A 13526-nucleotide genomic window follows, 5' to 3' on the forward strand; every position below is an offset into this window, starting at 1 on the left:
CTCACGGCCAGGGCTTGGCAAGGACCGTGCCATCGCCAGCCCTGTGCAAAAAGCCATGTGAGGATGCTGTTTGCCTTTTGGTCAGTTCGAAAGTCGCGGCAGTGGACCAGCGCGACTGATGAAATGAGCCTGCGCCGCCACTTCAGCGAGATAGTCATCCACCGCGGTTCGCGCGAGGGCGCTGCCGGGGTGACGGAAGTGCACGGAAATTCCGTCCTGCCAGCGACTGATCCACAGGTACGTCTCGCAAGCATCAGAACTACGACTGATCAGAAATCGTGTCCGCCACTGCGGCCACAGGTCTGACCCGGGCACAGTGCGATTGTCCATATAAGAGACCATGAAACGGTCGCGCAGCGCGGTGCCGAGCAACTCCATCGCTTTTGGAAATGGCACCTGAGCGGTTTTCTTGGCTCGCTTGAGCTCGAGCCGCGCGGCGCGCAGGAGTTGCGGCAACGTGCCAGCCAGGCGGAAACTCACCGGGCTCATCCCGACATACCATCCAACCGAACGCATCGAGCGCAGATCGTACCGCGTGTGAAAGGGGGCAACGGCGAGGAATTCTTGTTGGTCTGCCAGCGTCTTTCCGGCGAGCGCCAGACAGGCGAATAATCCCGTCGTAGCGTTTCCGCCCTGGGACCTGCAGCCGCGATCGAACTCAGATGCTTGTGCCGCATCGAGCAGCCACATTCGTCCTGTGCGTTGTAAGGTCCCCTCCGGCGCACCGAGTGGTAGCGGAAAATCCGGCAATTGACCGCCGTTTGCGTCGATCAGCGCGCGCCAGTGAGCGATAGCAGGATGATCATCGGTCAAATCGCTCAGTCGCTCTCGTTCGGATTCAGCGTGGTCGAGATAGCTGCTCACCGGTGCCAGCTCGGGCGCCACTCCCAGGATTGCGGCTGTGTACAGCTCGCGGATTTCGTATGGCACCAAAGCGATGGAGTAGGCATCGCTGACGGAGTGGTCGCAGGCCAAGATGAGGCTTGTCGATGTCGGCCGGGTGATCGTCACGAAGACATATGCCGGCCAGGTCAGCGGCTTGGTCTCTGCGTCAAACAGCTCTTCCAGTAATTGAGCTATTTCATCGGGATCGGCGCAGTCATCCACCACGGTATTTTCAAGCGCTGCCGCGCCTGGATCAATCGTGACACGACGAATTGCCGATCCATCCTTGACCAACCGGCTGCGTAGCGCCTCGTGCCGGTCGACCCAGCCAAGGATCGATTTGGTCAGCGCAGCGCTGTTGAACTCACCCGGCAAGTCGAAGGCGGTGCCGAGCCAGCCGGGCAGGCCATCGTGTGCAAAGCGAAGATGATCCTCCTGAACATGGGACGGACGGCGCGGGTCGGTCCGCCAGCTGACCGGGTCGGGAACGCTGACCCGCCACACCATCAGCCGACCCGGCTGCCGATCAGTATCGCAAAATTGCTTGATGTCCATGAAGCGGCGTCACGATGGTTACAGATGCAAGCTACGCATGCGGCGCAGCGGCGAGCGCCAGATCCAGACTATCGAGGCGGTGCCAAGCACACTGCTCGCCAGCAAGATGGTGCGCAGGCTCGTTGCAGCAGCGATCGCGCCGCCGACCAGTGCGCCCAACGAGCCCAGTCCCCACACGACGCTGCGGATGCTCGCATTGACCCGGCCTTGCAGGTGCTGTGGGACCAACGCATATCGAATTGGAACTTGCTGCACGTGGTAGAGTCCCTGGCCGATCCACAGAATGAATTGGGAGAGCGCCACGCATGCCACTGCTGCCCACCAGGGCCCGGTGAACAGGCTGGCAAGGCTCATGCCTGCCGCGCTCACCGCCAAACCGGTCATTAATATGGGACCAAGCCCAATTGTCCGGCCCGCCCACGGTGAGCCCGCCGCGCCCACCACACCGCCGAGGGCACCGATACCGAGCACCATGCCGACGATTCGGCTGTCGAACTCGAGAGTCCTGGTCAGATGCAGGAGAAAAGCTGCAGAATACGCGTTGTGCCAAAAGATGAATGTGCCGGTGGCTAGGGTAACGGCCCTTAAAACTGGATTGCCGAACACACTCGCCAACCCTTCTGCCATTTGGACGAGCACAGTGCTCGAGGGGGCCGCTGACCATGAGGTGGCACGCATCGGCACCAGCGAGAGCAACGCGGCGGCAAGCAGAAATGAGACGGAGTCGGCCAGGATTGCGGTTGGAGCGGAGAAGGCGTTGATGAGCCAGCCGGCCAGGAACGGACCTGCGGCCATCGCGGTCGCTTGGCTGAACTCCAATGAGCTCTGCGCCCGAACCAGCTGAGATCGATCCAGGACTGTGGGTATGCACGCCAGATAAGCCACGTCGGCGATCACCGCGGCTACCCCAACCAGCACGGTTGTCACGTACAGCTGAACCATTCCCAGATGTCCAAGGCTGGCGCACAACGGAATGGTGGCGAGCGTTACCGCCATCACCACATTGGCCGTCAGAAGGATTTGTCGGTGCGGGAGACGGTCGACGATGACCCCGGCGAACAGGCTCACGAAAAGGCACGGTGCCCGACCGCAGGCCAGCAAGAGCCCCGCCTGCGCCGGTCCGGCATCCAGCAGGGTAATTGCAGTCAGCGGCAGCGCCAGCATGGTTACGTTGGAGCCCAGCAAGGAAATGGTCTGGCCGACGAGCAGCGCAAGGTAGCTGCTTGGCAGCCGGTGAGGTGCACCAGATCGGCGCCGGCGGCTCACGCGTTGCCAGACGGCGTTGAGGCGGACAGATAGCCTAGTCGGGCCAGTTCACTTCCGGCGATCTCCTCGAACTCCGAAATCTGAGCTGGCGTCAAATCCTGGACGTGGCGACCGATCCGCCCCTGATGCAGCGGCTTTCCCGCAGCCTCGGCTGCCGGGTGGTCGTGCGGTTGTTCGAACAATGCGTGTTCATATTCAGCGTGACGCAGCACGGCCTCGTTCCAAGGCAAGCCGAGGTAATCCAAAATCGTCGCCAGAGTAGTGCGGGGACTGCCTACAAGGTCCTCGTAACGCACCTCGAGGTAACGGCCAGGCGGCGCAATTCTGTGCGGCCGGGACACCACTTCAAGCCAGCCCTGCGCGGCATCGGCAATTGTTCGGTACCCCCAATCAGGAACTGTCCTCAGATGAGAGGCGGCAACGTCGCGGCCGTCCCGCACGATATGCACGAAATGTGCACGCGGCCACAGGCGGGCGAAGTCGTCGATCCGGGTGATCTTCCGCTGCAGTTTCAATCCCCAGCGTTGCGCTCCGCTGCGCACCCGGCGCAACTCACCGATCTCGTTGATGAGATGGCATCGATCGGCGAACGAGACAATGTCATTGCCCGTGACGACCATGACCTTGCCGACCAGTTCGCGCACGTCATCGAAGTCGAGACCGAAGCGGCGGCACTGCACCACAAAATGCATCCCGTCATACCAGAACGGATCGATTGTGTTCTTGCTTGCGCCCACGCCCCACGAATCGGCGGCCGCCAGCTGATCGATGGCACCCAGAATGTGCGGCCCGAGGTTGGGCGGTTCGAGGAAGTCGATCTCTGGCCCGGCTACCAGATCCAGATGCGAATCGAGCACGACACTCAGCAGGGTGGTGCCCGAGCGGTTGTCGCCGCCGAGCAGCACCGGCGATGTGGAAAATGGGTCCGGCTGCGACATGGTCTTGTTCCCTGTTCGACATGCGTGCTTGTCAGTGGACGGGCGCATTGAACCAGCGCCGAACCGCTCCCGGGGTGGCAACGAAATGATCTCTGGCGAACCGTACTGCAGCTGCGACTGCGTCCGGGTCGCGAGCCGGGTTCTCCATGCGGGACAGCGCCGCCGGAAGGGCCTCTCCAGCTGCTTCGACGGCGGCCTGCACATCGGCGTCGGACACAGCCGCCGAGGGCATAAAGCGCCCGCCATACTGCATCAGGAAGCCGCGACCCCACATCTCCTGGAAGAAGGCATGGCCAAGTTCGGGGTCAGCAAATACGACGTCGAACATGGTGGGCCAGGCAAACGCCCATGCCGCGACCTGCTGTCTTGTGAAGACGCCGTTGAGCCCCTTGATCAATTGCTCGCCGACCTCGCCCATCCGGGCCAGCGCGGTCCCGTCGCGCAGGGCGTGCAGGGTGCTCAATGCGGCGGCGAACGGGGTGACTTCGCGCTGGTAGGTGTTTCCCATGTATGTCTTTTCGGCCGCGGCGAGTACGTCCGCCCGGCCCGCGACTGCCGACAGTGCCATTCCGTTCGCCAGTCCTTTGCTCAGTGTAATCAGATCGGGCGTGAGGCCGATCGCCATGTGGTACCCGCCAAGGGCGTAGCGAAATCCGGTCATCACCTCGTCAAGAATAAGCAGGGCGCCGTGCCGATGCACCAGCCTCTGCAGTTCCTGATGGTATTCAGGCGGGAAGAAGTTGACCTCCGGGGTGACGATCACCGCGGCGACGCGCTGGACACTTGCCAGCTCGTCGAGCAAGTCGAGGTTGTAGCGGAAATCCACGCTGTCGCGGTCCCGATTGGGCAGCCCCATCTCGGGGCGGTCCTGCAACTGCCAGTCATGCCAGCCGTGATATCCGCTGGTCAGTACATGGTTGAGGCCCGTGAACGCGCGGGCAAGGCGCACGGCTGCGGTGGTAGCGCAAGATCCGGTGCGGAAAAACATTGAGCGTTCCGCGACGGGGAAGATCTCCGCCAGCCGTTCGGCCAATTCGACCCGGTGCACGGACAGCGGTCCGGGCAGAATCCCGCCGGTGCGGCGCATCTCAGCGGCTGCGTGCGCCACGACCGGCTCAAATCCGGCCCCGAGCGGCGCGGCACCGCTACAGGAAGTGAAATCGACGTATTGCTTTCCATTGATGTCCCATGCATGCGCGCCTGACGCGCGCGTCATCACGACCGGAAAACGCCTGTTGAGATCCCACTTCTGCGAAGCGGTGACGCGTAGCGCCCGTCGCAGTGCCGATCCATGCGCGTCGGTCGCGGTCACGGCGGCAGTAGGCGTGCTGATCGACAAAACCCGTCTCCGTTGCGCTCGTTACGTCAGCTGCGTGACTATTCTTCGAGCGATCCGCAGCGCGTTCGCCTGAATGGTGAAGGTCGGGTTGACGCCTCCGGCATAGGGGAAGAAGCCGCCATCCGCGACATAGAGATTGTCGATGTCATGCACGCGACCCCAGCGGTCAACCACCGATTGTGTCGGATCGAGTCCCGCCCGACAGCCGCCATGCAGGTGTCCGCTGCCGAACTGATAGTTGGAATCTTGATAATCGACTTGTTTTACCCCAGCCTCGGCCAGCAAGTTCGACGCATGTCGGGACAAGTAGCCTAGTCGGCGCTTGTCGAGGGGATGGGTCCGGTAATCGAGAATGATCTTGGGCAAACCCAGCCCGTCCCGGCTGGTGGCCAGCCGGACCGCATTGTTGCGCATGGGCTGATCGGCCGCCAAAAAATGCAGCCGTAGCCTTATCTCTCCGTCGGATTCCGTGCGTTCAGGCGGACTTGCTTCGTAGATCATTCCGCCGAGCCCCGAAGGCGCCTCGTCGTCCAGGTAGTGATCGGACACCGCGACGGTGGAGAAGGGGCGGCCGGGCTGGGGCGTGATCGGCGGATTTATCGTGGTCCTACCGGACACGTAGCCGCTGATCTTAAACGAGATGCCACTGCCTACCATGCCAGATGCGTTGCCGATGCCGTTGGGCGCTGCCTGTTGCGCCGACCGTAGGAGCAGGGCGGCAGACTGCACCGCGTTGCCCGCGAGCACCACGCAGCGGGCGCGGACCCGAGCGCGTTGTCGGTTGAGCGTGTCAACCCATTCCACCGAATCCGCTCGACTGACGTTGCCGAGATCGATGCGGACGGCCTTGCTGCCGGGCGCAATCGTCAGCGCGTCCGGCGGCAGGGCGATACCTGTGAACGGCGAGCGTGCGTCGGCCCTCGCGCCGCTCGGGCACAAATGCTCGTTGCATGGTCCCTCGCAGCGGCAGGCTGGCCGGCCGCGATATGGCATCGAGTTGATTGCCAATGGAGTGGGGAACGGCAGCCGGCCCAGGCGTGCCCCGGCATCGGCAATCAACTGGCCCTGCACGCTGTACTGGTGCGGCGGCAGAACGGGGGGATCGCTTGGCGGCTCGAGCGGGTCCGCTCCGGCCAGGCGGGCCACTCCCACGCGCCGTTCCAGCTCATCATAGAATGGGCGTAGTTCGGTGTAGTCGATCGGCCAGCTCGGGTCGAGCGCGTCCCCGGCCACATGCGCTCGTGCGTCAAAATCGATCGCGCGACAGCGGAAGGCTATTCCGGCATACAAAGTCATTCCGCCGCCGAGCGCGCAGACGGTCCACGGACGCCCGAACGGCGTCAACGTCCCTGCCGCAGACTGCACGAGCGCGCTGTCCATGCCATTTTGGACGCTCGCCAGCGAAGCGCCGGGAAGAAGTGTTCGACCTTCCTCGAGAAGGAGTACTCGCAATCCGCGTTGCGCGATCTCGTGAGCGACCGTCGAGCCGCTGGCGCCACTTCCGATTACGCATACATCAACAATATCGGCCGTCATTATCCCATCTTCTGGCAACAGATATCGCCGATGCACAATCGCGCCGTATTCATTAGAGAGGAAGTGCCATCAAACAAGTCTCATCGCGAGTGCGGAACGCGCGGCTGATCCATGCGATCGCCCCGGATTATCCGGTTTGGCTTCGCTCGTTTGCCAAGGATCATCGCCGTGAGATCGTACAATATGACGCGGCGTGCGATTCAAGCCCTTCGAGGCAGCAACCGCATGAATATCAGCAAGCGGCTTTTTCCGGAATGCAATTTTTGATAGATCTAAGTACTCTCGAAGCAAGCCGCCCACCTGCTCCCGATGTGCGCACCAAACATATATTTTCGTGATCGAGACGGCGCTCGCAAGTTCCGCTTCGCGGCGCCATGGGGGAGCTTTTAGGGCCGCACTCGCTGGAATGAATCGATCGGTCGCTACATTCATATATCATTGTATGAATTGTACGCGGTTTGATCGCGCGAGACTCAGCCGGTCTGATGGACTACCAGCAATTGAATTTCTTTCACGACTCTCCGCACATCAGATGCTGGCTAGAACGACTCAAGCTATGCCCTTCATAGACGACAAAAAAAGGCCCGGCCTGATCGATGGCCGGGCGGAAGTCAGTCTGGGGAGCGAGGCTGCTAAGCATCGCGCCAACTTCCGTCGACAGAGGGAGGACTGTCGGCGGTATTTGCGGTAAAGCTTTCACCGCAAATTCAAACTGCGAAAGGACCAATGTCGGACAGATCTGGTGTCGATTGTGCTCCTTTGCGTAATCTCACAGACGATGGTTGGAACAGTGGAGTTGGTCTCTGCTGTACACATACCGACCGCATCGGCGTCATCGTCTCATCATGGCAGCAACAGTAAGTCCCGTCGGGTATCCTCGTTAGCTGCTCTGAGATGGTACAACGTGCCGCCACGTGCGATTCAAGCTCTTTGAGCTGACCCGCATACAATTTCAAGCTGACCGCCTTTCACGAGCAGCTAAGTGGTCCGAGAAGGGTGGACGTACGTGTTGCATTCGTTTTTTGATGGTCGTGCACCGCATCGCGATCGAGGCGTCGTTGCGGCATGTTTTCCATGTGAGCTCATGCCTGTTGGCTTTCCAAAAGCTGACGTGCTTTCTGATTGGCGGCCGAGAACCTTCAGCGCACCATTTGAGCGTCTTATTAGCCAGCCGAATGGCGCGGTCGGCGTCGACGATCTCAAATGCGCGATCCGATCGACGACACCCGTGCGCTGCGGCAAGATCGCGGCGGGGCGTTGGCCGGGCGGGCGAGTTGCCCTGGATTTCGCCCACGAGCAATGCATTCGCCTCAAAGCCAATTCAACCGGAGCTCGGTCTTGCCTACCCGAAACCTATCCCAGGCTGAGAGGCGATCGCCGTTCCTGCTGGGTCATTCCGGCTCCAAGAGGACAAAACTCGACGTCCTTGCCGGTCATGCCAGTGAGTTTAGTACGAAACGGTCCAATCTGTTGCGCGGATAGCACATTGCCAGGGCCGGCGAGACAGTTGGATCGCATCGTACAATGTTTAGTGGCGTAGAAAGGCCGATGTGCCCGTAAAATTACAGGGCAATAGAGTGTGCTTGAACTGTCGTTCGCGGTTATTGGTCGGGTAGAGGGTCAAATGAATCATGCGGTTGGGAGCCGCTATGAGTCGACAACGACGGATGAAGAGCGTGAGTTGGTGCGCTGCAGGCAGGAGATCGCGCGTCTCAAACAGCTAGTCGTGCAGCTTTCTGAACTCGTCTTGCGCAATGTCACGCAGAATGCAGAGGGCCGAAAGCCGCAATCCGACTGACGCGCTCGGCCGTATACCGAATGGTCAATCCGCAGATGATGGACGTTAGACAAAGCCATTATGATCCGCCGCGCGGCGTCCCCCGGGGGAGGGGAGCGGCCCCGCCCTTGTTCTTCATGGGGCGGGGCCGCGTTCGAACCGCTTCGTGGATCGATAAACATCAGTGATACGTATCGCAAGGATGTGAGTCTGCAGGCTCTCGGTCAGCCCTTTCATCTTGTCGATCCCTCATAGATCTGCGTTAGGCAGGTCTAACAAGCTCCATTGCCTCCAACCCGGTGGAGGCGTTGAACCTGGAGAGCGGGCCGAGCATCGATTGGGTAAAGGTCCAACGATCGGCGTATGCACGCGGTGCTCCCTTTATGCGGATCGCGATCTATGGATACGAAGCTGCTCCACAGCGAGCTTTGATATCTCTGCTGGATCGCTAACCCCACTTGCGCCGATCGCGATGACCTTCTTTGCGACGATTTCGGCGATAGGGTCGTCTCGATCAACCAAGCAAAGCGAACGCAGTGTCTGTGCATAGGCCAAGCTCAGACATTCAATTTCTTCCGGCCGTAGTTTACTGCCCTGGAGTAATCGATCGATCGGCATTGATCACCGCTCCGGGAGACACGCCAGCTTTGATGCGTCGGCCTAAGATGCGTCAAAACGCGCTCGGGTTGGTCTCGCTGTAGCCGCCCTTGTCATCCCACCTGTAAACGACATAGTCGAGCTGCTTGATGTCACCCTTGGCGTCGTATTCCAGCTTGCCAATAACCGTTTCCCAAGAGCCCGCCTTGATCACGTCCATCACCTTCCTCGGATCCGTGGTGCCGGCCTTGGTTGCGGCCTGGGTCCAGACCTGAACCGCAGCGTAGGTGTAGAGGGTGTACCCTTCGGGATCGATGTTCCTGGCTCTGAACTTACTGACGATGGCAGCCGCCGCCGGCTTCTTGCGTGGGTCTGGCCCGAAAGTGAAGAGCGTGCCCGCTCCAGCTGCGCCGGTGATCGAGGCAAATTCCTTGTCAGCCAAGGCGTCGCCCGACATCAGTACGGTCTTCAGGCCCTGATCACGCATCTGGCGCAGGATGAGACCTGCTTCCTGGTGATAGCCGCCGACATAGACGAGGTCGATATTGTCCCGCTTTAGACGCGAGACAATCGCATTGAAATCCTTGTCGCCCTTGTTATAGGACTCGTAAATCTTCTCGATGACGCCGGCCTTGTTGAGGGCCCTCCTCGTCTCGTCGGCAAGCCCCTTGCCGTAGGTGGTCTTGTCGTTGAGAATGCCGATGTTCTTGCCCTTGAAATGCTTGGCGATATAATCGGCAGCAACCTGGCCCTGCTGGTCGTCGCGACCGCAGACGCGCGCCACGTTCCATAGCTTGCGCTCGGTGAATAGGGGGTTGGTCGAGGCGGGCGTAATCTGCAGTACGTTGCCGTCCGCATAGGCTTCCGAAGCCGGGATCGACGACGAAGAGCAAAAGTGCCCGGCAACGAATGGGGTCTTGGCTGCAGCAATCTTCTCCGCGACCGATCGCGCCTGCTTAGGATCGCAGGCATCGTCCTCAATGTCGAGGGCGAGCCTCTTGCCGAGTGCGCCGCCGGAAGCGTTGATCTGCTCCACCGCCATCTCGGCGCCGTTCTTCATCTGCCGCCCGAAGGCGGACTCGCCCCCAGTTATCGGTCCAGCGACGGCGATGGTGATGTCCTCTGCCAGTGCCGCGGTGGACAGCGCAATCAGTGCTCCAAACGCAAAGCCGATCAGCTTGAGTGATGTCATGGATGGTCCTCACAAGGTAAATACAGCGGCGAGTAAGTCGAGCAAAGCAAAGCGATCCTGGCGACGGCCAGCGCCTAAAAGCAGCCGGAGATAAAGTCATGGCCGCGCAGCGAACATCCGCGTGCACTGCCATGATGGAGCGGCAGCCCACCTTGAGCCGGTGGAGAAACAGTCCGTACGCCGAACCATATAGAAGTTCGGTGAACTATCGGCAGGCAGCTCATCGCCCGAAAGCAGTACAAAGACATTTTCCGATGCCGTTCCAGCAGAGTGATGGGCCGGGGCGCGTACGCAAGGGTAGAGCTATATCAACGAGCAACGTTAACGTACAAACGTTCGTCCCGTCTCATTCTCGCAACGCGTTGCCGATCTCATATCGCCCGCCGCTCGTTCAACGCACGGCGCTACGTTGGACGACACTAGCGGAAACTTGCAGCCAGGAAAGTAATAGCTCAGTCCGCAACGTACAGAGCTCGACGCGTCAGGAATGCGTACGTGAGAGGTAAGCGGTCCGGACGGGAGGGAGATGAGGCGATCGTTCACATCGTCCGCCATTCGAAAGACAATCCACATGCCTCACCGACATCGACGGTGGCAGACGGAACTGACTGCAGAGTTGTTTTTGCTGTCCTGGCTAGGCGGGCACGAAGGCTCTCGGCGTCAGCCGAGCCCGCGCCGAGGTCAGAAATCCTTGTCGTCCTTACAGGTCGTTGAACTCTTGATACTTGATGGCGAGGCCGGCATTCATAGGCCGACAAGGCAACCGGCGCTCGTTTCAAATGAAGGCAAAGACGAGCAGGTTTGAGCAGAGGAGCTCGAAGCTGGTTGCGGTCAGCGCGAGGAGACTACCCGAGACAAGGTCATGATTGCGCATGAATCGCCCTCGATTGAACCCATAAGGAAGCACAGAGTGGCAGTTCGCCAAGCTGAATTCTTGGCGATTCTGATTGCACTATTCCTGCTTTCTCTACGTGATGTTGCATCTTCGTAGCGCTATTGCGCCGCAACTCGTTGAAGCGCGGCATAGCAAGAGCGGATCGAATTCGAAGCTTGTCAGAATTCGAAGCCTGTCAGAAGTGCATCAGTGCTCGGGTGACACGGCCGGAGAGGCTGGCCTTGGTCAGGAGATCGGATTCGCTGGCAGGCTGCTCGCACGTTGAACTAGTCGTACAGCCTGCCCGAAAACTCGACCTTCTGCATATTCGAGCACATCCGTCCGCTAAGGTTCCGAGCTTCGGGAAACCGGGTTACTTGGTCGGCCGAAGCGCCCGGCTACGTGCGTTTGCCGCGCTTGCCATCTCCGGCCGCATTTCTGCGCTCGCACCCTCGGGCGTGTCGTCCTTCCAGCGTACCGCGCCGAATGGCCTCTCCAGCATGCGGCGCACACGTACCGGCGCAGGACCGATGTGGAAGTGAATGGCCTGCCGCTCCAGGGCACGTTCCGACTGGGTCGGGCGGTTGCGCCAGCGCAAGTAGTCGAACCAGGTCGGAAAGTGATAGCGTTCGGTCCACAATTCGGGATCGGCGATGTCGCGCGCGATCGACCAGCCATAGGCGCCGTTGCGCTGGCGAGACAATTGCACGTCCTGCATGACATTGTGAAACGCGCGGGCATTCTCTTGTGCAATTCGGTATTCGATCTCGACGACGAGCGGCCCGCTGCGTCCGGTCAGGGCGAGCCGTATTTCGGGATCGGCGAGCGGCTCAGGCTCTTCGCCGCGCGCGCCGACACGGGGCATGGGCAGCCAACGGCCGATGATTGGTGAGGCGAGCATCAGGGCGGCCGATACCAGCAGCGCGGTTTCAACGCCGGCCGCGTCGGTCAGATGGCCCCAACCCCAGCTGCCGACGGCAATCCCGCCTGAACTCGCCGCCTGATAGGCCGCAAGCGAGCGACCGGTTACCCAGCGTGGCGCCGACAGCTGAACTCCGATGTTGAACACCGCCCATGTCAGCATCCACACGGCTCCAGCCAGGACCAGCGCGGCCGCGGTCAATAGCGGTTGGCGGCTTAGCGCCACGGCAGCCATCGCCGCGCCCATGGACAATGCACAGGCGCGAATCGCAGCTTCGCCGCTCATCCGGCTGCGGATCTCGGCAATGTTCAACGCGCCGACCACGGCACCCAGGCCGAAGGCGTCGAGCATGATGCCGTAGGTCTGGGCGTCGCCATGCAACACATCCCGCACCACCAGAGGCATCAGCGCAGTAATCGCGCCGCCTCCGACGCCGGTTACAAGGGTGCGAAGCAATACGACTTTGATCGATGGCGAATTGCTGATGTAGCGCACGCCGGATACCATTGCGCGGCTCAATCTTTCAGGTGGCAGGCGTGAGGGGGCGCTGACGCGCTTCCAAAGGAACAACGAGACTATCAGCGGCAGATAGAGCAGCGTGGTGAGCGCGAATGCGGCCACTGCACCGGCGCTAGCTACCACCACGCCGCCGATTGCCGGGCCGACGCTCCGTGCGATATTGTAACTGATGCCATTCAGCGCAATGGCCGCAGGCAGCTGCGCTTCCAACGGCACTTGTTCGCTTACGGACGATTGCCAAGCCGGTCCCATAAGGGCCATCCCGCTGCCGACCACGAAGCAGAGTGCGAGCAAGACGTTCGGTGTGGCCAAACCAAGCCAGGCGGCCACAGTCAGGCCGGTTGCGCCGGCGAGCGCGATGCCAAGCGAAACCAGCGCCACGATGCGGCGATCGTACATATCGGCGATCGCGCCGGCTGGCATGGAAATCAGCATCACTGGCAGCAATAGCGCGGTCTGCACCAGCGCGACTTTGTCAGCCGAGGACGTCATCTGCGTCATCGCCCAGGCTGCACCGACACCTTGAATCAAGCTGCCGATATTGGACAGGAGGCTCGCAAGCCAGATACGGCGAAACGTCGCGTGCCGCAGAGGCGCCGTGATGCCGTCGGCGCTACGTGACTGGACTGTGGTTGAATCGGTCATGTCAGATCGTGATGATCTACCATGATTTGATTCTGATGCGGATCACAAGGATGTTCCGGGCGCAATATCGACCACACCCTGGCTTGGTCGTGAACGAGACGCGCCGATCGCATAGCGGTGTTCGGCTTGTTTTCCGATCTCTCCATTTCAGTAAGTACGCGTTCCTGGCTCACGGGGCGCTGTCGATCGGATGAGTGAGGTCCGCTTCGTGCCTATTCGCGCCAGTGCGTCGCTTGCATTGCCACATTGACAGACGATGCATGGCTGGCGCGCAAACTTTGTACGTAACGGACAAATTGACGAAGTCCACGAGTGCGGAATCATTCGTCGCGAGATACGGTGAAGCGCTCCCTCACTGCTGGGGCGCCGGGAGTCCATGTCACGGACTATCGATAGTGCACATAGCGATGCGGCGTTTGGCGGAACCTGCTTTCGGTCGGCAAATTGTTGCCTGTCGATGGAGGGCGTCCGGTCTGTTCCC

The 13526-nt window shown here is 60.7% G+C and carries 8 protein-coding genes; 1 reads left to right on the forward strand and 7 read right to left on the reverse strand.

All coding sequences use genetic code 11. The annotated features are described in order from the left end of the window. Window positions 1-81: 81 nt before the first annotated feature. From ACVI1L_RS25165 to ACVI1L_RS25185, 5 genes are read right to left on the reverse strand one after another with little or no spacing between them, the layout of a single operon-like run. Complete coding sequence (locus ACVI1L_RS25165) at window positions 82-1440, reverse strand: condensation domain-containing protein (protein ID WP_456784120.1); 1359 nt, start codon at window positions 1438-1440, stop codon at window positions 82-84. Window positions 1441-1458: 18 nt separating this feature from the next. Then, window positions 1459-2706, reverse strand: a complete 1248-nt coding sequence (locus ACVI1L_RS25170; protein ID WP_456784121.1) for an MFS transporter — start codon at window positions 2704-2706, stop codon at window positions 1459-1461. Further along, window positions 2703-3644, reverse strand: a complete 942-nt coding sequence (locus tag ACVI1L_RS25175) for a sulfotransferase family protein (RefSeq protein ID WP_456784122.1) — start codon at window positions 3642-3644, stop codon at window positions 2703-2705. The genes ACVI1L_RS25170 and ACVI1L_RS25175 overlap by 4 nt, the downstream gene beginning before the upstream one ends. 31 nt (window positions 3645-3675) lie before the next feature. Beyond that, window positions 3676-4983, reverse strand: coding sequence for an aminotransferase class III-fold pyridoxal phosphate-dependent enzyme (locus ACVI1L_RS25180; RefSeq protein ID WP_456784123.1), 1308 nt, complete (start codon window positions 4981-4983; stop codon window positions 3676-3678). 21 nt (window positions 4984-5004) lie between these two features. Then, window positions 5005-6519 (reverse strand): FAD-dependent oxidoreductase, encoded by a 1515-nt coding sequence (locus ACVI1L_RS25185; protein WP_456784124.1) that lies wholly within the window; start codon window positions 6517-6519, stop codon window positions 5005-5007. Between the two features lie 1624 nt (window positions 6520-8143). Here ACVI1L_RS25185 and ACVI1L_RS25190 point away from each other — a divergent pair. Continuing rightward, on the forward strand, window positions 8144-8317 hold the full coding sequence (locus ACVI1L_RS25190) for a hypothetical protein (RefSeq protein WP_253640566.1): 174 nt from the start codon (window positions 8144-8146) through the stop codon (window positions 8315-8317). Between the two features lie 649 nt (window positions 8318-8966). Here ACVI1L_RS25190 and ACVI1L_RS25195 read toward each other — a convergent pair. Next, a complete protein-coding gene (locus ACVI1L_RS25195) occupies window positions 8967-10085 on the reverse strand; it encodes a branched-chain amino acid ABC transporter substrate-binding protein (protein WP_456784125.1) in 1119 nt (372 codons plus the stop codon). A gap of 1247 nt (window positions 10086-11332) precedes the next feature. Next, the gene (locus ACVI1L_RS25200; RefSeq protein ID WP_456784126.1) at window positions 11333-13045 is read right to left on the reverse strand and encodes an MFS transporter; all 1713 of its coding nucleotides are present in this window, start codon (window positions 13043-13045) and stop codon (window positions 11333-11335) included. Window positions 13046-13526: the final 481 nt, after the last annotated feature.

The sequence above is a fragment of the Bradyrhizobium sp. USDA 4516 genome (assembly GCF_054055915.1).

Excerpts from the sequence above, each read along its gene's own strand:
- ACVI1L_RS25175 (WP_456784122.1), bottom strand. The coding sequence starts at position 3,644 with ATGTCGCAGCCGGACCCATTTTCCACATCGCCGGTGCTGCTCGGCGGC.
- ACVI1L_RS25185 (WP_456784124.1), bottom strand. The coding sequence starts at position 6,519 with ATGACGGCCGATATTGTTGATGTATGCGTAATCGGAAGTGGCGCCAGC.
- ACVI1L_RS25165 (WP_456784120.1), bottom strand. The coding sequence starts at position 1,440 with ATGGACATCAAGCAATTTTGCGATACTGATCGGCAGCCGGGTCGGCTG.
- ACVI1L_RS25195 (WP_456784125.1), bottom strand. The coding sequence starts at position 10,085 with ATGACATCACTCAAGCTGATCGGCTTTGCGTTTGGAGCACTGATTGCG.
- ACVI1L_RS25190 (WP_253640566.1), top strand. The coding sequence starts at position 8,144 with ATGAATCATGCGGTTGGGAGCCGCTATGAGTCGACAACGACGGATGAA.
- ACVI1L_RS25200 (WP_456784126.1), bottom strand. The coding sequence starts at position 13,045 with ATGACCGATTCAACCACAGTCCAGTCACGTAGCGCCGACGGCATCACG.